The sequence below is a fragment of the Micromonospora gifhornensis genome (genome assembly GCF_016863515.1).
In the GTDB taxonomy this organism is placed as follows: domain Bacteria; phylum Actinomycetota; class Actinomycetes; order Mycobacteriales; family Micromonosporaceae; genus Micromonospora; species Micromonospora gifhornensis.
In genome coordinates this window covers 222259-240250 of record NZ_BOPA01000017.1, presented here as the reverse complement: position 1 = coordinate 240250, position 17992 = coordinate 222259, and the positions used below count along the sequence as shown (strand labels likewise).

Annotated in this window: 13 protein-coding genes; 4 read left to right on the top strand and 9 right to left on the bottom strand. The window is 68.2% G+C overall.

Going from position 1 to position 17992, the window contains the following annotated elements; genetic code table 11:
* Window positions 1–143 precede the first annotated feature (143 nt).
* The 7 genes from Vgi01_RS12490 to Vgi01_RS12460 form a co-directional block, all read right to left on the bottom strand.
* Window positions 144–983, bottom strand: coding sequence for a GNAT family N-acetyltransferase (locus Vgi01_RS12490; RefSeq protein WP_204291093.1), 840 nt, complete (start codon window positions 981–983; stop codon window positions 144–146).
* 91 nt (window positions 984–1074) lie between these two features.
* On the bottom strand, window positions 1075–2247 hold the full coding sequence (ispG, locus tag Vgi01_RS12485; RefSeq protein WP_204291092.1) for a flavodoxin-dependent (E)-4-hydroxy-3-methylbut-2-enyl-diphosphate synthase: 1173 nt from the start codon (window positions 2245–2247) through the stop codon (window positions 1075–1077).
* 9 nt (window positions 2248–2256) lie between these two features.
* Window positions 2257–3507: a M50 family metallopeptidase gene (locus Vgi01_RS12480; protein ID WP_102659012.1), complete on the bottom strand. Its 1251-nt coding sequence runs from the start codon at window positions 3505–3507 to the stop codon at window positions 2257–2259.
* Window positions 3507–4718, bottom strand: coding sequence for a 1-deoxy-D-xylulose-5-phosphate reductoisomerase (dxr, locus tag Vgi01_RS12475; RefSeq protein WP_204291091.1), 1212 nt, complete (start codon window positions 4716–4718; stop codon window positions 3507–3509). The genes Vgi01_RS12480 and dxr overlap by 1 nt, the downstream gene beginning before the upstream one ends.
* Window positions 4719–4834: 116 nt before the next feature.
* Complete coding sequence (locus tag Vgi01_RS12470) at window positions 4835–5491, bottom strand: Uma2 family endonuclease (protein WP_204291090.1); 657 nt, start codon at window positions 5489–5491, stop codon at window positions 4835–4837.
* 384 nt (window positions 5492–5875) lie between these two features.
* Window positions 5876–6055 (bottom strand): DUF397 domain-containing protein, encoded by a 180-nt coding sequence (locus tag Vgi01_RS12465; RefSeq protein WP_102659037.1) that lies wholly within the window; start codon window positions 6053–6055, stop codon window positions 5876–5878.
* A gap of 4 nt (window positions 6056–6059) precedes the next feature.
* A complete protein-coding gene (locus Vgi01_RS12460) occupies window positions 6060–6941 on the bottom strand; it encodes a helix-turn-helix domain-containing protein (protein WP_204291089.1) in 882 nt (293 codons plus the stop codon).
* 203 nt (window positions 6942–7144) lie between these two features.
* On the opposite strand from Vgi01_RS12460, the gene Vgi01_RS12455 reads away from it, so the two are divergent.
* The 4 genes from Vgi01_RS12455 to Vgi01_RS12440 all read left to right on the top strand — a co-directional run bounded on the left by Vgi01_RS12455 (window position 7145) and on the right by Vgi01_RS12440 (window position 9434).
* Entirely contained in the window at window positions 7145–7399 is a 255-nt protein-coding gene (locus Vgi01_RS12455) for a hypothetical protein (protein ID WP_204291088.1), read from the top strand.
* Entirely contained in the window at window positions 7396–7641 is a 246-nt protein-coding gene (locus Vgi01_RS12450; RefSeq protein ID WP_204291087.1) for a DivIVA domain-containing protein, read from the top strand. Before Vgi01_RS12455 ends, Vgi01_RS12450 begins: the two co-directional genes overlap by 4 nt.
* Window positions 7638–7889 carry a hypothetical protein gene (locus tag Vgi01_RS12445; protein WP_102659007.1) on the top strand — a complete coding sequence of 84 codons (252 nt, stop codon included), beginning with the start codon at window positions 7638–7640 and terminating at the stop codon, window positions 7887–7889. Before Vgi01_RS12450 ends, Vgi01_RS12445 begins: the two co-directional genes overlap by 4 nt.
* A 228-nt stretch (window positions 7890–8117) precedes the next feature.
* Complete coding sequence (locus Vgi01_RS12440; protein WP_102661098.1) at window positions 8118–9434, top strand: ISL3 family transposase; 1317 nt, start codon at window positions 8118–8120, stop codon at window positions 9432–9434.
* A gap of 246 nt (window positions 9435–9680) precedes the next feature.
* Here the strand turns inward: Vgi01_RS12440 and Vgi01_RS12435 are convergent, their stop codons facing one another.
* Both Vgi01_RS12435 and Vgi01_RS12430 read right to left on the bottom strand, forming a co-directional pair.
* Window positions 9681–10004, bottom strand: a complete 324-nt coding sequence (locus tag Vgi01_RS12435) for a hypothetical protein (RefSeq protein WP_146017575.1) — start codon at window positions 10002–10004, stop codon at window positions 9681–9683.
* Between the two features lie 111 nt (window positions 10005–10115).
* Window positions 10116–17876, bottom strand: coding sequence for a ricin-type beta-trefoil lectin domain protein (locus Vgi01_RS12430; RefSeq protein WP_204291086.1), 7761 nt, complete (start codon window positions 17874–17876; stop codon window positions 10116–10118).
* Window positions 17877–17992 lie beyond the last annotated feature (116 nt).

Genomic DNA, 17992 nt, shown 5'->3' with positions numbered 1-17992 from the left:
CAGGACCGTGCCGGTTCAACGCCTTTTTTGCGCAATCCGGCCCGACCTGTTGCTTTCCGCCGCGTCCTGTGCCGGGCCGGGCGAGTCGCCACGGGCCGTCGTGAGGAGTCACCAGCGGGGACCGCCGAGGGCGGCCAGGCGCTTCAGAACAGCACGGTCGCCAGCGTGCCCACTGGGCGGAACCCGCACCGCTCGTAGACCCGCCGGGCGGGCACATTGAAATCGTTGACGTACAGGCTGACCGTCGGGGCGACCCGGTGCAGGGCGTCGCGCACCACGGCCGCCATCGCCGCCGTCGCGATCCCACGCCCACGCCACTCGGGCGCCACCCAGACCCCCTGGACCTGCGCCGTGTGCCGGGTGACGACCGCCAGCTCCGCCTTGAAGACCACCTGACCATCGACAATGCGGGCGTACGCCCGACCGGAGCGGATCATCTCCGTGACCCGGCGGCGGTACCCGCGCCCGGCGTCCTCGGCCAGCGGCGAGACACCGACCTCCTCGGTGTACATCGCCACTGCCGCCGGAAAGAGCAGGTCGAGCTCACTGCCACGAACCAGGCGTACGTGCGGGTCGGCGGGGACCGCGGGCAACGCCTCGGTGGCCAGCAGCGGTTGATTGGGGCGTACGTCCCGAGCCGGCCCCCAGGTGTCGGAGAGCCGGTCCCACAACTCCAGCACCGCGTCGGCCCGCCCCACGATCGACGAGCAGATCCGGTCCTCACCGGCGAGCAGATCGGCGAAGGCGGCGGTCGCCTGTCGGGTGGCCAGCACCGGCGTCAGGTTGCCGCCCAGCCAGCAGACCGATTCGAGCTGCCGGCGGGAGCCGTACCCGAGCACCCGCCCCTCGGCCCGCCACCACGCCAGCCCGCGCGCGGCGATCCGCTCCGCGACCTGCGCACCCGCGTACGGGTCGAGGTCGAGCAGCCGCTCGACCGCGCGACGCTCTGACTCACCAAGTTGCCGCACCGGCGCCGTCAGCACGGTTACCAGCCTGCCAGATCCGCCCGAGTCGTGTTGGCGGACGGTAACCGTCGCCCACATCGAGCACGATCTTGGGCGGGTGTGGGGTGGGTCAGTGGACGCTGACGGTGGCGCCGGGGAGCAGGCCGCGCAGTTCCTCGGGCAGCTCGGCGCCCATCTCGTCGGCCAGTCGCAGTGCCTCCTCGATGAGGGTCTCCACGATCTGCCCCTCGGGCACGGTCTTGACGACCTGACCCTTGACGAAGATCTGCCCCTTGCCGTTGCCGGAGGCCACCCCCAGGTCGGCCTCGCGGGCCTCGCCGGGGCCGTTGACGACACAGCCCATCACGGCCACCCGCAGCGGCACCGGCAGCCCTTCCAGGCCGGCGGTGACCTCCTCGGCGAGCTTGTAGACGTCCACCTGGGCCCGCCCGCAGGACGGGCAGGAGACGATCTCCAGGCCACGCTCGCGCAGCCCGAGGGACTCCAGGATCTGGTTGCCGACCTTGATCTCCTCGACCGGCGGCGCGGACAGCGACACCCGGATGGTGTCGCCGATCCCCTCGGCCAGCAGCGCACCGAAGGCGACCGCCGACTTGATGGTGCCCTGGAAGGCCGGGCCGGCCTCGGTGACGCCCAGGTGCAGCGGGTAGTCGCACTGCGCGGCGAGCTGCCGGTACGCCCGGATCATCACCACCGGGTCGTTGTGCTTGACCGAGATCTTGATGTCCCGGAAGCCGTGCTCCTCGAACAGCGAGCACTCCCACAGCGCCGACTCGACAAGGGCTTCGGCGGTGGCCTTGCCGTACTTGGCGAGCAGCCGCTTGTCCAGGGAACCGGCGTTGACGCCGATGCGGATCGGCGTACCGGCGGCGGAGGCCGCTGCCGCGATCTCCTTGACCTTGTCGTCGAACTGCCGGATGTTGCCGGGGTTGACCCGCACCGCCGCGCAGCCGGCGTCGATCGCGGCGAAGACGTACTTCGGCTGGAAGTGGATGTCGGCGATGACCGGGATCTGCGACTTGCGGGCGATCGCCGGCAGCGCCTCCACGTCATCCTGGCTGGGCACCGCGACCCGGACGATCTGGCAGCCGGAGGCGGTCAGCTCGGCGATCTGCTGGAGAGTGGCGTTGACGTCGGCGGTCAGGGTGGTGGTCATCGACTGCACGGAGACCGGCGCGCCACCACCGACCGGCACCGAACCGACCATGATCTGGCGGCTCGCCCGGCGGGGGGCCAGCGGCGGCGGCGGTACGGCAGGGATACCGAGGCTGACAGCTGTCACTTCAGGCACTCACCTTGGGAAGAGGGTGATCGGGTTGACGACGTCCGCAGTGATCGTGAGCAGCGTGAACACACCACCGATCAGGATCACCACGTACGTGAAGGGCATCAGTTTGAAGTAGTCGACGCGGCCCGGGTCGGGGCGGCGCAGCCGCGCGTACACCCAGGAGCGGGCCCGCTCGAACCAGGCGATGGCGATGTGGCCGCCGTCCAGGGGCAGCAGCGGCAGCAGGTTGAACACCCCGATGAAGAAGTTCAGCGAGATGAACAACATGATGAAGATTTCCCAGGCGTTGTTGGCGACGGCCTCGCCGCCGAGCACGCTGGCGCCGACCACGCTGATCGGGGTGTCGATGTCGCGTTCGCCGCCGGTGATGGCGGTCCACAGCGCGGGGATCTTCTCCGGCAGGCGCTGCAACGCCTTCGCGGTGGCCACCGCCATGTCGCCGATGAAGGTGCTTGTCGCGCCGACGGCCTCCACCGGACCGTAGGAGACCAGACCCGGGGTGCTCAGCACCAGGCCCACGCCGAGCGCGGAGACCTCGGTGACCGGGCCGTCCGGGTTGTCGATCGGCGGACGCTTGGTGGTCGCCAGCGTGGTCTCGGTGGTGCCGGCCTGGCCGTCGCGCTCGTACCCGATGGTGGCGGTGCTGCCCGGGGTGGTGGCCCGCAGCGTGGTCAGCAGCTCGCCGTAGTTGTTGATCGGGGTGCCGTTGATCGAGGTGATCCGGTCGCCATTTTGCAGCCCGGCCGCCCCGGCGGGGCTGGCCGCGTCGCCCGCGGCGCACTCCCGGTAGGTGGTGTCCGGCAGGACGCAGTCCTGGATGGCGATCACCGCAGGCTCGGCGCGGATCTGCTGCTCGTCACGCGGGAAGTCGGGGTTGGGCAGGCCGAAGGTCATCGCCGCCAACCAGGCCGCGAAGATCGCCAACCCGAAGTGGGTGATCGACCCGGCGGACATCACGATGGTCCGCTTCCACACCGGGTAGCGCCACATGGCCCGCTTCTCGTCGCCGGGCTCGACGTCGTCGTCCTGCGGCGTCATGCCGACGATCTTGCAGAAGCCACCGAGCGGGATTCCCTTGAGGCCGTACTCGGTCTCGCCCCGCTTGAAGGAGAAGATCGTCGGGCCGAAGCCGACGAAGTAGCGGGTGACCTTCATGCCGAAGGCCTTGGCGGTGAGCATGTGGCCGGCCTCGTGCAGGCTGACCGAAACCAGGATGCCGAGGGCGAACAGCGCCACCCCGAACGCGAACGACATCAAGCTCCTTCCACCGCAGCAGCGATGATCTCCTGCGCGTGCGCGCGGGCCCACGACTCGGCTTCGAGTACGTCCTCGACGGTACCCGGTTCACCGAAATCGGGAGCTCCCTCCAGCACCCGCTGTAACGTGTCGACGATGCCGAGGAACGGCAGTCGCCCGGCGACGAACGCCGCGACGCACTCCTCGTTTGCCGCGTTGTAGATCGCCGGTCGGCAGCGCCCCGCCTCGCCGGCCGCCTTGGCCAACGCCACCGCCGGGAACGCGGTGTCGTCAAGCGGCGCGAACTCCCAGGTGTGGCTCTTGCTCCAGTCCACGGCTGTGGCGGCGTCGGCCACCCGGTCGGGCCAGCCGAGCCCCAACGCGATCGGCAGCCGCATGTCCGGTGGGCTGGCCTGGGCGAGCGTCGAGCCGTCGACGAACTCGACCATCGAGTGGATCACCGACTGCGGGTGCACCATCACGGTGATGTCGGCGTACGGCACGTCGAACAGCTCGTGCGCCTCGATCACCTCCAGCGCCTTGTTGACCATGGTCGCCGAGTTGATCGTGACCACCGGCCCCATGTTCCAGGTCGGGTGCGCCAGCGCCTGCTCGGGCGTGACGGCTGTCAACTCGTCGCGCCGCTTACCCCGGAACGGCCCACCACTGGCAGTGACGATCAACCGGCGTACCTCGCCCCGGCTGCCACCGCGCAGGCACTGCGCCAACGCCGAGTGCTCCGAATCCACCGGGACGATCTGCTCCGGCCGCGTCACCGCAGCCTTGACCAGCGAGCCGCCGGCCACCAGCGACTCCTTGTTCGCAAGCGCGAGCGTACGCCCGGCGCGCAGCGCCGCCAGCGTCGGCGCGAGCCCGAGCGACCCCACCACCCCGTTGAGTACGACGTCACACGGCCACTGCGCCAACTCGGTCATCGCGTCCGGCCCGGCCACGATCTTGGGCAGCTTGAACTCGCCGGAGGCCCAGCCCCGCCGACTCGCCTCGGCGTAGAACGCCAACTGAAGATCCTGCGCGGCGGACGCCTTGGCCACCCCGACCGCCTCGACGCCGAGTTCCAGGGCCTGGGCGGCGAGCAGCCCGACATTCCCACCACCGGCACCCAGCGCCACCACCCGGAACCGGTCCGGGTTGCGCCGCACGATGTCGATGGCCTGGGTACCGATCGACCCGGTACAACCCAGCAGCACAAGATCACGGGGGGAACTCACGCCGCCCATTCTCCCCCACGCCCGCTGGGCGAGAAGGAAGGGCACCTTATTAACGCCTGCGGTAGAGGAAGGGCCCCCTATTAACAAGCGAGCTGCCAGGAGCGGCCCAGGTCAGGTCAGGGCTGCTCGTTCTCCAGCGGCTCCTCGTCGTCGAGCAAGTCTGCCGGGTCGACCGAGAAGGCGAAGGGCCGGTTCATCACGAAGGTCGTGCCGGCGGCGGCTGCCGCCAACGGTCGGAACTCGCCGTCGACCAGTTCGAGCAGAGCGAGGGTGGGCACCCGGTTGCGTAGGTCCACCCGTAGGAAGAACGGCACTCCGGCGGCAGCGTACTCGCGCGGCCGGTCGATGACGTCCTTGCGCCGGTTACCCGGAGACACGATCTCGCCGAGCAGCACCGCCGTGGCGATGTCGACGGCTGAGCGGCCACCACCCGACCTGGTCAACACCGCGATATCGGGTATGAAAAGGTCCTTGCCGGAGACGACGTTAATCTCCGGATAGACCCAGAGCCCGGCCCGGCGAGCGGCACGGTGCAGCAGGTACGGCAATTCACGTTCGACCGACTGGTGGTCGATACCGGCGTGGGGTGTCACGATCACGCTTCCGCTCAGGACCTCAACCTTGGGGCCGTTGGTCTCCGGCAACAGGTCGAGGGCGAGCTGAGCGGTCCACGGCTCGTCACGCCACCGCAGCACGTCGAACGACGGCCCGGCGGGCCGATCGTCGGCACCAGCGTCCGGCGCGGGCTCGGGCGCGTACGCGGCCTGGGCCATCCGGGCTCACCCCCTCAGCGGAACATTCTGCTCAGCTCAGCCTAGCCAGCGCAGCCCGCGCCGCACGCCATCGCACAACCTGTCCGACGCAGCCGGGGCGAGCGATGTCAACCAAGCCCTACCGTCTCCGTGACCGGTCGGCTCTGACGATCTGGCGGAGTTGCTGGATACAACGGCCCGGAATCTCGCCGCCAGGCGGCGTCCCTACGGTCCCTTCACCGGGCGAGACGGCGGGACGCCACTCGACAGCTCGGTCATCCGGTCGCCTCGCCAGGCGCAGAGGGCTGGGGCGAGCAGGTCGGCAGGTCAGCCGCCCGACTGTGGGTGCGTTTCTTGTCGCCGGGGCAGCAAGAAACGCACCCACAGCTTGCGGTCACGTCGGGTTCAGGCGCGCACGCCGAGCCGGCTCGCGCGGGCGGCGGCGATGAACCGGGTCCAGCTCTCGGGGCCGAAGCTCAGCTCCGCGCCCTGCCGGTCCTTGCTGTCGCGTACGCCGACCGCGTCGGCAAACCCCGCCACTTCGACGCATTCACCGCTGCCGGACCGGGACGACGTGCGCCACACCCCGTCACGCTTCATGGGTCATCTCCTTCGCGATCGCCGTGATCAGCTCACGGGAGTCGTCGCCATCGAGCGCTCGCTCGCCGAGCGAGCGCCAGACATCCTCGTAGGTCTGAATCTCGTGCGGCTTGTCAAGGTAGACCGCGCCGCACGGGCCGTCCATGTAGATCGTGGTCGGCTCCGGCTCCCGCACCTCGGTCGGAAAGTCGAGCACGGTGAAGGTGCCCGTGTCGGCCGAGCGGAACAGCCCGGCGGCCAGGGGAAGCACCCGGATCTTGATGTTGTGTTGTCGACCCGCCACCACCAGCGCGTCGAGTTGCCGGGCCATCGCCGAACGGTCACGCAGCGGCCGACGCAGCACCGCCTCGCTGAGAATCACGTCGTAGTAGGGCGCTCGGGGCACCGCGCGAGCCAGCAGACGTTGTCTGCGCAGTCGAACATCTACCTTGACCTGCTGCTCCGCCTGGGACAGGTCCGGATGGTTCGTCGCGATGACCTCGGTCATGTACTCGACCGTCTGCAACAGGCCGGGCACCAGATCGGCTTCGTACTTCCGGATCTTGGTCGCGGCGGCCTCCAGGCCGACGTAGAGCTTGAACCAGTCCTCGATCGCCTCCCCGTAGCTGTGCCACCAGCCGTGCGCCTTGGTTTCCCGAGCCAGGGCGCGCATGGTCTGGATGGTCTCCGGGGTCGCGCGATACACCCGGCACATGGCCTCCACGTCGTTCGGGTGCATGGGGACCTGGCCGGTCTCGTACCGCCAGATTCGCGGCGTCGACCATTCCAGTTCCTTCGCGGCCGCGACCACAGTCACATGCGCGTTTTCGCGAAGTTCTCTCAAATACCTGCCGAGTTGCCTACGCGGGACGGTGCTTCCCGGGTCGTCCACGTCATCTCCTCTGCTGTTGTCGCGTAAGGCACCTCATCCCTTGATTCGCATTCTTCCGCAGAACATTGCGCCAGGCCAGTAGTGAAATGACCATCGTGGATGACCAGCCAATCCCCCTGGCAGGTCACGGCCGGAGCGGACGCCTCCCACGACCTCATCCCGGCGTCCGCTCCGGCCCCGCGACCAATCCCCGAAGGAGCACCATGGATTCGATCGACGAGACCCTCGGCGAGATTCCGCTGCCTCCATACATCACCGCCGAAGATGTCACATTCGCTCTCCGGGCGATAAGCGTGCACGCCGCCCAACAATGGCCCGACGGCTCGCGCTGCCGCAACGACCGGGCACCCCACCCCTGCCGCCTGCACCGCTGGGGCCGCCGCATCCTCACCATGCGCGGCCTCACCGATCAACGGATCAACACGATGCTCGCCGACCAGGAAGCCGCCCGCCCATGATCTACCTGTCCGGCCAGCGCCCACTCCCCCAGCACGCCCGCGCCGCCACCTTCGACACCCGCTGGCGCGGCCTCGACCCGGACCAGGTGTACGCCTACCTCAACCGGCTCGCCGACGAGATGGAACGCCTGCACCGCGAGTTGACCACCGCCAACACCGAAGCCGAACGCATCCGCCAGGCACTGCACCAATGGCAGTCCCGCCAATCCGCCCACCGCCACCACAGTCGCGGGTCTCGATGAACGCACCCCGCTGGGTGATCCACCTACCCACCACCCTGACCAGCCTCGACCAGGCCACCGCCCTCGCCGTCGCGCTGCGCAACTCCCTCGGCCATTTGACGGTCATCGACTTCGGCGAAACCACCCTCAGCGAGGAAGACAAACAGTTCGTGCGTACCCGAGTCTGGTGCGATGCCCCGCACAACGGCCCCAACCGCTGCCGCCTCCCGAACGACCACGACGGCCCCTGCACCGCCTCCGACCACTAGCCTTTTGGCCCGGCAACTCGTCGCTTTGGCTGTCCCGCCAGACCGCTGGCCGCCAATCGGACACCGCCTACCGACGGGACCACGATGAACGCGCCATTCTGGATCATCCAGGCTCTTCGAAGTTGAGCGGGGTGCGCTGATCGATCCGGCCCGGAGATGAGGGCTCGCAGCCCTTCGGTGATCATCTGAGTGTCGAGTTCGGATGGTCACAAGTAAAGAGCTGCGAGCATGGTCAACGATACGACCCGGCTGCTGGGCCTGGACGGCCTGGTGGTGGAGCGGGTCGAGCTGCACCCGGACGGTTCCCCCGTCGTTCACCTGTCCACCAGCGGTGAGCAGGCACAATCCTGCCCTCAGTGCGGTGTCCGGGCCGCCCGGGTCAAGGGCTGGGTGTTCACCCGCCCCCGGGATCTGCCGGTGGCCGGCCGCACCACCCGGTTGCGCTGGCGTAAACGCCGCTGGTACTGCGATCAGCCCGGATGCCCGCGCACGTCGTTCACCGAACACGTGCCACAGATCCCGGCACGGGCACGGATCACCGTCCGGTTGCGGCAGGCGGCCGGCGCGGCGGTCGCCGACGGCAACCGGACGATCGTGCAGGCCGCTCGTGATCTGGGCATGTCCTGGCCGGTCGTCGCGGCCGCGTTCACCGCGCACACCGCCACGGTGCTGCCGGCCGAGCCCGAACCGGTAAGCGTGCTGGGCATCGACGAGGTCCGCCGAGGCAAGCCTCGCTGGAGCTTCGACGAGGTCACCGCGTCGTGGACCACCACCGTCGACCGCTGGCACGTCGGCTTCTGCGATCTCGTCGGCGGGCAGGGTCTACTCGCCCAGGTCGAAGGCCGGACCAGCAAGGCGGTGACCGACTGGCTCACCCAACGCCCCGCCGCCTGGCGCCAACACGTCCAGGCCGTCGCGATCGACATGTGCACCGTGTTCAAGGCCGCCGTCCGCGAGGCGCTGCCGCACGCGACGCTGGTCGTGGACCACTTCCACGTCGTGCAGCTGGCCAACCGGGCCGTCACCGAGGTCCGCCGCCGCATGACAGTCACACACCGTGGCCGCCGCGGCCGGGCCACCGACCCGGAATGGCAGCAACGCAACCGGCTGAACAGGTCAGCAGCCCGCATGCGCGCCGAGCACGTCGACCGGCTCACCGACACCCTCAGCAACCTGCCGGCGAAGATCGGCGCACCGATCCTGGCCGCCTGGAACGCCAAAGAAGACCTGCTCGACCTACTCGCGCTCGCCCGCACCCACCCGAACCGAGAAACCACCGCCCGGCTGCTGCACCGCTTCTACACCCGCTGCGCCGACTCTGACCTGCTCGAACTCCACCGGCTCGCCACCACGATCGAGACCTGGTGGCCGGAAATCCTCGCGTTCCTGCACACCGGCATCACCAACGCCGGCTCCGAAGGAACCAACCGTGTCATCAAAACCGTCGCCCGCGACGCCTACGGATTCCGTAACCCCGAAAACCAGCGGCTACGCACCCGCGCAGCCACCACCCGCCGCCACCGCGGACACCTCAACCCCGCTTAACTTCGAAGAGCCATCATCCACCAACCCACCAGGCTGACCACCCTGGACGAGGCCACCGCCCTCGCGGGCGCCCTTCGCGAAGAGGACCGCCACTTCCTCCGCCACCGAGACTAGTGCGATGCCCCACTCAACAACGGCGACCGATGCCACCGCATGAACACGACGGCCAGTGCCAGGCCCTCAATGAGCGACAGCAACCGACTATGAATTATTGAACGGCAAGAATGGCAACGTTGCGGAGCAACATTACTCACCTGCGCAACCGCTCTTCCAACCCGCCGCCGCCACTTTCCAGGCGAGCCAATGCAGCAACTGCCGCTCAACCTTGCGCGACGCAACCGGAAGCCGCGCAAAAACATCGAGAGCAACATCAAGACGCGCCAAAGAAATATGCTTTCCTCGCCCCACCTCTACGGATAAGCCGTCAGCAAAAGCAAGAACACGGCATTTCCAAATCCGGGCAGATCGCTCTTCATATCCATACGGTAGAAGCAGATACAGTGCCTCCTCGTTCAAATTCAGTCCATTAGCATCCCATCCCAGCTGATCACCTTCGGCAGCATCGATCAAGCAAGACAGCTCTCGCTTGGAGACCACCCGCACCGCCGCCGGGACCACCAACCCCGAGTGCGTTCGCACGGAATTCTCACGACCGATCCGTAACCACCTGAGCCAGCTCAACTAATCCACCACATTAATCACACGGACCATAGTGTCTTCGTTGAATTTCTTATTGTTCGGATTGGCCAACCTGTTTAAAGCCTCACGCATCCGATGATTTCCCTCTTCAACAACGCCGTTGTAGATCCGAATCGTCGCAACCTTTGTGTTTGGATCGTTTATAGCCTCCAACAGCACATCGTCATGCATGTCACGCACGTCGTTCGCTTTATGTGCCGGGGTTCCATAGTCAGGGGTTCTCACGTGGCGCAGGTCACCGAGGCGCACCGGCTTCGCCTCGCTGCGGAACCTCGCATCCATCGCGTCTTCGGGCGAAGGCTTGCCACTAAACAATTTCCCGAAGAAGCCCGGCGGACAGTTGTGCACCAGCAGCGAGGTACGCCTAGCGACTACATAGTACGTGTGAATGTTGGCGACGGTGAGGTTGTGGACGGTGGCGCGGGGGACGCTCCAGCGGTCGATGGCGGTGATTTGGACGTACGTGCCGGCGCTGGTTTGGAGCCACTGCCCGGCCTGAAGGTCGGTGGCGTCGATCCACTCGCCAAGCTCGGGTACCCAGAACGGGTGGCCGTCGGTGGCGGTGACCTCGGAGACTTCGGTGCCCTGGTCGCCGTCGGTGTCGATGGTGACCTTCACCAGCTGCTTGGCACCGTCACCGGTGATCGTCGCGGTGACCGTGTCCACCTCGGTACGGCCGGTCTCCGGATCGGTGACCACCACCTTGTCGCGGGGCTTGACGTCCTCGATCGCCTTGGTTGAGCCGTCAGCCATGAGCACCCTCGTGCCCGGGACGAAACTGTTGGAGACGGGACAGGATTCGCCGCCACCCGACGAACCGGCGTCGTTGCCGCTGGTGCCGCCGTTGCTGCGGTTGGAGGCGCCTGAGGAGCCGCCCGGCTTCGAGTCGCCCTTACCTCCACCGCCGCCGCCCTTGCCGCCGGCGCCGCCGGAGGCTGCGGACGAGCCCTTCGGGTTGGAGTTGGCCTGGGCTTCCTTCTGCGGGGCGTTACCCGTCTTCTTGGCCGACTGGGTCGCCTTGTTGCTTGTCGAGTTGACCTTGTCGGCGGCCTTCTTCTTCGCTGCCTGGGCGGCTTTCTTGGCCCGTTCGATGGCGAGCTTCTTGGCCTGCAACGCGGCGGCCTCGGCAGCCCGTGCCGCCGCCAGCACCGCCTCGGCGGCCCGTTTCGCTGCTTGCCATGCCTGGATCGCGTTGATCGTCCGGTTGACCGCCCGGATCACCGACGGGATCTTGGCGACCTTCGTCCAGGGGATCGCGTTGAGGATGAGGCTGCCGCACGCCCACATGTCACCGCCGAAGCAGTTCATGGCGTCGTTGATGCCGATGAACTCCTTGAGGATGTACCACGCGGAGTCGAGGATCACCGAGATCAACGACCGGCCCATGTTGGCCTGCGCCTGAGCGATCATCGCCGACGACAAACCCGCACCGGCCAGCGCCGCCGCAGTCTCCGACGCCGTCAGCGCCACCGACAGACCCGACGGGTCGGAGTGCGTCACCGGGTTGTTGTGGGCGTACGTGAAACCGTTGTTCTGCACCGGATCGGTCAGATCCAGCACCGGATCCGCGGACAGGAACCGACCCACCTCCGGGTCGTACAGCCGGGCACCCAACGGCACGAAACCCGAAGCGTCATCGCGGACCGCACCCAGGAAGCCCTGGTTGGTCCGCAGATAGCCGCTGACCGCACCGGTACGCACGTTGCCGAACGGATCCTGCTTACGGATCCGCGCCTCCATCACACCGGAGAGGTTCACCTCGGCGTACGGGCTGCCCTGATGGTCACCGGCCACCACGGTCAACGGCTGCTCGGACGTCGCGGCCACGTGCCGCAACACCGCACCACCCGGCGTCGAGTACGTGCGCTGCGCGTCGATCGGCGACCCACCCGGGTGCACCGTCAGCTGAGCCTCACCGAGATTCAGCGTGGCCTGCCGGCCCTGCACGGTCAGCAGCCGGGTGCCACCGGGGCCGTAGATGTGCCGAGTCTCGTCCTGCGGGTTCCACTGCTGCGCGGCCGAACCGCTGGCACAGGCCAGCAGCACGATCGGCGTGTTGTCCGCCGAGGCACCGTCCTTCGCGGCCAGACACAGACCGGACGCGGCGTGCTTCAGCTGCGCCGTGGACGGCAGCCGCTCGAACTGCTGCCCGGCCGTGCCGTCACACGCCTGCAACCGCAGCACCGAACCCGCCGTCGTGCCAGCCGGCTGGGCACACCACTTGTCGTCGTAGACCGAGAGCGTGCCGAGGTTGCCGTTGTTCTGGCCCGGGGTCGGAGTGAAGGCCCACTTCTGCCACGCGCCGCCGTTGCACGAGTAAAGCTGGATCGGCTGGTTGGGTTGGGCTAGGCGCTGACTGAGGTCCATGCACTTGGCGGCCAGACCCATGTACGCGGTGCGGCCCTTGCTGCCCGAGCCTGTGATCCGCTCGACCTGGCCGTCGTACGTCCAGGAAAGCTCCTGCTGGTCGCCGTTGCGGGTGGAGGTGACCGACTTGGTCTCGCCGGTCAGCTCGTACAGCCGCTTCGCCTCGGAGACGATCGCCGCGCCCTGCGGGGTGGTGTAGCTCTTGGAGACGGCGTCGAGCGTGCGCGGCTGCGCGCCGCTACCACCCTCCACGCCGTACCCGTATCCGTAGGTCGTCGTGATCGGGCCCGTGGAGGTGCGGCCGGTCAGGTCCCGCTCGACCAGCTTGGTGCGGTTGCCGAGCAGGTCGTACTCGTACTCCTGCCAGTAGCCGGTGCCGTCGACACCCGCAGTTGCATTGGGGGCTGCCACCGTGCCGGGGCCGGCCGAACAAGACGTCTGGGTATTGGACGTCCAGGCGTTGAGCAGTTGCCCACGCGGGTCGTAGGCGAAGCATTGCCGCTCCGCGATGGGGGCGGCGTATTCACGGATCGCGGTGACGTTGCCGGCGGCGTCGTACCAGTAGCCGCGGTCCGAGACGAGATGGTTGCCCTTGACCTCGCGGAAGACCTGCTGCCGGGTGAGAGCACCGCTGGCGTCGTCGTACGAGGCCATGGTCCACACCCGATACGGGTGCGCGCCCAGGGTCGAGCGCAACACCTGCCCGTACGGCGAGTAGACCGTCTCGGAGCCGTACCAGTCCTTGCCGGACACCGACAGGGGCAGGCCGTCGGAGGTGTAGCGGACCAGCAGCTTCTCGCTGGGCAGCGGGCCGACCGCCGGCAGCGTCGTCGACTCGGGCAGACCGGTGTCGGTGTACGTGTAGTCGTACCGGTATTCCCGGCTCAGGCCCCAGGTGTCGGCGATCGACTGCGGCAGGGTCAGCGTGGTCGACGTCGGCTGGTAGTCCTGGGTGTAGCCGCCGACCGACTGGGTGTACGCCAGGCCGTCGGTGTAGCGCGTCGACGTCGCCGGCAGGCCCTTACCGCCGGCCACCGTGTCGTAGGTGTACGTGGCCAGCAGGGTGCCGCCACTGCCACCGAGTCGCTGCTGGGTCGGGCGGGACAGCTCGTCGTAACCGTTCCACACCGTGACGCCACGGGCGTTGGTGGTGGTCAGCGGCCGGTCCCGGTGGTCGTACGTCATGGTGGTGGTGCCGGTGTCCGGGTCGGTGGTCCGGGTCAGCCGGCCGCGCTGGTCGTACGTCCAGGTCCACGGGACAGGGTTCGCCGAGTGGGTGGCCTTCACCAGTTGGCCACGAGTGTCGTACTCGTAGCGCATGGAGGTGAAGTCGGTCCCGGTGGTGTTGCGGAAGGTGTCGACCCGAGTGGTGCGCCCCAGCCCGTCGGTGTAGAGGCGGTACGAGGCCGCTCCGGTGGGGTTGTTCACGGTGGAGTGGTCGAGGCCATAGCTGTAGTTAGTGGCCCGAGCCTCGTTCGGCTGGCCGTTGAGCAGCGGCAGTTCCTTGACCACCCGGCCGAGGCCGTCGTAGGTGTACTGGGTGGCGTTGGGCACCACCGTGTCCGACGCCGGCGTGAACAGTTGACCGATCGGGGAACCCTCGGCGTAGTAGGCGTTGTTGGTCTGCCAGACCTCGCCGGCCGAGTTGTAGAGCGTGTCGGTGATCAACCTGCCACCGTTGGTGGCCTCCACCTGGGACTGCCGCTCGCGGCCCAGCCCGTCGTAGATGGTGACGGAGGTCTGGATGCGGTCCTCGTGCCCACGGGCGAAGGTGGTGACGTACGGCGGGATCCGGATGGTTTCGCCCGGGTTCTCCGGGTCCTCCCTGGCCTCCGGGAGGGCGTACTCGGCCCGGAAGTCCGGCACGGCCGAGGGCGACGGGGCGCGCCCCGCACCCCATGCCTTGACGAGACGGCCGAGGGCGTCGTACTCGGCATGGCTGACCTGGTTGTTCGGGTCGGTGGTCTTGAGGGTGACGGCGCGGCCCGGGTCCAACTCCCGGGTCTGCTTGTGCCCGAGCGAGTTCTCCTCGCTGACCGAGTACGCCTGTCCGGTGGCGGGGGTGTAGGTGATTCTGGAGGTCTTGCCGTCGGGGTCGGTGCGGGTCAGCACGCGACCGATGGCGTCGAAGGTGGTGGTGCCGTCGCTCTGGAAGCCGGAGCCGTCCGCCTTCAGCGACCAGGTCTGGGTGGCGAGGCCGCGGGTGTTCGCCGGCAGGGCCGTACCGTAGGTGGTGCCGTCGTAGGCGACCCGGCCGGCGGAGGAGAGCGTGGCCAGGTCGTCGAAGTTGGCGTCTACACAACTCGTCGGGCTGGTACGGACCTGCTTGGTCAGGCCGATGACGTGCTTGGCGGTGCTGTGCACGTACTCCAGCGAGGTGCAGGACTCGTCACCCGTCTTGCCCGTGTCACCGAGGGATTCGATTCTGAGCGGCAGGCCGTAGCTGCTTTCGTACTCGGTCCTCGTCTCGACGGTACGCAGCTCGCGGGTGTCGTCGCCGGTGCCCGACGACTTGGCCCACGCCTTCTGCCGGATGTCGGTCACCCGCCAGGCCTTCAGCGGGCTGAGGCCGTCGTCGCGGTTCCGGGAGGCGAGTTCCGTGGCTGCCGGGTAGGTGACGCTGCGGGTGAGCCAGTTCGCGTCGGCGTCGCTGGCCTTGGCGTACGTCAGTTCCTCGGCCACCCGGCCGGCGAAGGGCTCCCGATCCTTTGCGATCTCGTCGCCGTTGCCCAGGTTGTCCTTGACGGACACGTCGTCGCCCATGCCCCGGAAGTAGCGGGTCACGGACTTGGTCTGCTCGCTGCCCATCTCGCGGGTGGGCGGTCCGGTGAGGACAGTGACCCGCTCGAAGCCGGCGAACTGGGAGTAAGTACGACGGGCCTTCTTGGTGAACTCCTGCTCGGCGAGTCGCCACCCAGCGTTGGCGTAGGAGTACGTCGTGACGGTGGAGGTGGCGGCGCCGTCGATGGCGGGAAGTTCCTCGACCGACTCCACCACGTACTTGTGGAACCAGTCGATCTCGTCGTCCTTGGCCGGGTCCGGGTGCCAGAAGTTGGGGTAGCAGAGCCGGGTGTTGGACTTCAGCGCGGCGGTGTCGCCCTTGCCGGGCAGGCCGGAGCCGGTGGCGCAGGCGCCCGTGGGCTTCTTGTAGGTGACGACGGTCTCGCCGCCGTACTCGTTGACCACGCGGGAGATGCGCAGCCGGGAGAAACCGGGGCGGTGGTCGTTCTTGACCCGGTTGGGCATGTCCTCGGCGTTGTGCACGAACCGCACCGGGTTGAGCTTGACCTTGTCGCCGCTGACGCCGTATCCGGTCCGCTGGATCGACTCAAGCCACAGGGCCGTGTTGGGGCCGGTCCGCAGCACCGGGAAGGACTGAGTGAGCTGGTACTCGTCCACCTTCTGCAGGGCGGTCGAGCCGCTGCGCCGCTGCGCGTAGGTGGTGATCTTGTCCAGGCGCTTGCGGGTGAAGAAGGACGGCGAGGCGTTCCAGCACTTCCTGCCGGCGATGCAGCCCAGGTCGGCCGGGGTGTCGTACCAGATGCGGTAGTCGTGGGGGATCTGGCTGTTGAAGTTCGAGTCGGAGCAGGTGTGGGAGCCCTCGGCGAAGCAGCGCTCCTTGACGTCGAAATCGACCCGGGCCAGCGGCACGGTCGCGAAGACGTTGCCGTTGGTGTTGCGCTGCCCGTAGTCGATACGGGTGAGGTAGCCGCCGCGGTCGTACTTGACCGGGGCCTTGAAGTTGAAGTTCCGGGCGTAGTGGTTTTCCTCCTTGGCCCACCACAGGCTCATCACATTGCCGTGGATGTCCTCGACATAGTCGAGGGACCACCGCCATGCCTGGGTACAGGCCGAGCCGGCCCAGTCACCGGCCTTGTAGCAGTCCTCGGCGGCGTGGTTGCCGTACACCGGGACGGTGAGGACCGAATTGGTGACCGGCTGGCCGGTGGTCCAGCCGGGCAGGCGGTGCCGGCCGAAGTGGTACTTCGTGCCGTCCCTGGTGGTGACGACCCAGTACTCGCCGTCCGCGTCGCCGTTGGCCAGGCTGGTGTCCTTGAGGAGCTGCACCTTGGAGCCGTCGCCGTTGGCGGTGGTCCAGGTGCCCGCTGCCTGGTCCCAGACCAGTTCGGTGGTCATCCCGCCGAGGGAGAGGGTCGCGTTCTTCGAGCCCCAGCAGAGGTCGGCGGTGCGGTGGTCGGTGTTGTTGGCGCCGGCCTTCTTGGAGTCCTGCCGACAGTTGACATAGGTCCGGGTGATGGCTCCGGCGGCGTAGTCCCAGCCGTCACCGATCCAGGAGGCCTGGTTGTTGGTGGCGGAGGTACGCCCGTCCACCGACTGCGACGAGTACGACAGGGCGACCTTCGGCATCAGGCCACCGGCCGTCTCGGGCACCTGCACCTGGTACGAGTAGGTGAAGGCACCGGAAGATGCGCCAGCGGCCCACGATCCGGAGAACAGCAGCGGGGTGGCGGTGAAGTCGCCGGCCGACGAGGCGCCGGTGTCCAGCACACCGACGACGTTGCCGCCGGTGGCGGCAGCCTGGGCGCCGAGTTCCGATCGTCCGGCCAGCTCTGCCCCGAGCAGCGAGCCGACCGGCACGCTGCTCGTGACGACCCGGCGAGCGGGTGCACCCTCGTCGACGCCGGCGACCTGGGCACTGCGGGCGGACGCCCCGGCGACGGGGACCAACGCCACCTCACTGGAGACGACCTGGGCGGGGGCGTCACCGGGCTCGGTCGACTGGAAGCCGGCGCCGCCGTCGGCGCAGTCGCCGCCGTCGGGATCGTCGAAGACGCAGTCGGGCAGCAGCATGACGCCGAACCGGTCGGCGGCCTGCGGGCCGTAGAAGTCGGCGAAGGGCGTGTAGTCGACGCTGAGGGCGACCTCGGCCTCCGGGTCGGCGGTAGCCGGCGGGGTAATCTTCATGATCAGGCCCGACACGCCGGCATTGTGGGACGCCTCGGGGGCGGCCAGGTCGACGGCCCAGGTGCCGGCGAGGGCCGCGGGATCGCCCCCGTCCGGCACGCCGAGGGCGACCGGCAGATCGTCGACGGGCAGTGCCTCGCCGGGCGCGACGCCGGTCAGGTCCACGGATCCGCTGCCCTGCTGCCACGCCTCGATGGCCGATGGCTCGTACGGCTCCACCGGATCCGGCTCGTCGGTGAGCAGGTTCGTCACCGCCGGATCGATGGGCGTGACCTGCTCAACCTCGGGCAGCTCGGGCAGCTCGACGGTGCCACGGCTCATTCCCGGGCCGGGGACCGCGAATGCGGCGGCGGGCAGGCTCGTCACCGCCATGGTCGTGGACAGCGCCAGGACGAACGCCGTACGGGTGGGGCGAACCCACCGTCGGGCCAGCAAACCGGTACCACGCATGCGCGTCGACTCCCACCCAGGCGCGAAGACGAAAAGGAAGGTGCGAAAACCGCGAAGGGGCATGCGCCGAAATCGGCACATGCGTGAGCACTTTCCGTCAGGGCGGGCCGGACCTC

What these genes read in the sequence shown, in the direction of transcription:
- Vgi01_RS12440 (WP_102661098.1), top strand. Translation starts at nt 8,118, where the DNA reads ATGGTCAACGATACGACCCGGCTGCTGGGCCTGGACGGCCTGGTGGTG.
- Vgi01_RS12470 (WP_204291090.1), bottom strand. Translation starts at nt 5,491, where the DNA reads ATGGCCCAGGCCGCGTACGCGCCCGAGCCCGCGCCGGACGCTGGTGCC.
- Vgi01_RS12430 (WP_204291086.1), bottom strand. Translation starts at nt 17,876, where the DNA reads ATGCGTGGTACCGGTTTGCTGGCCCGACGGTGGGTTCGCCCCACCCGT.
- Vgi01_RS12480 (WP_102659012.1), bottom strand. Translation starts at nt 3,507, where the DNA reads ATGTCGTTCGCGTTCGGGGTGGCGCTGTTCGCCCTCGGCATCCTGGTT.
- Vgi01_RS12450 (WP_204291087.1), top strand. Translation starts at nt 7,396, where the DNA reads ATGATCTACCTGTCCGGCCAGCGCCCACTCCCCCAGCACGCCCGCGCC.
- Vgi01_RS12455 (WP_204291088.1), top strand. Translation starts at nt 7,145, where the DNA reads ATGGATTCGATCGACGAGACCCTCGGCGAGATTCCGCTGCCTCCATAC.
- Vgi01_RS12445 (WP_102659007.1), top strand. Translation starts at nt 7,638, where the DNA reads ATGAACGCACCCCGCTGGGTGATCCACCTACCCACCACCCTGACCAGC.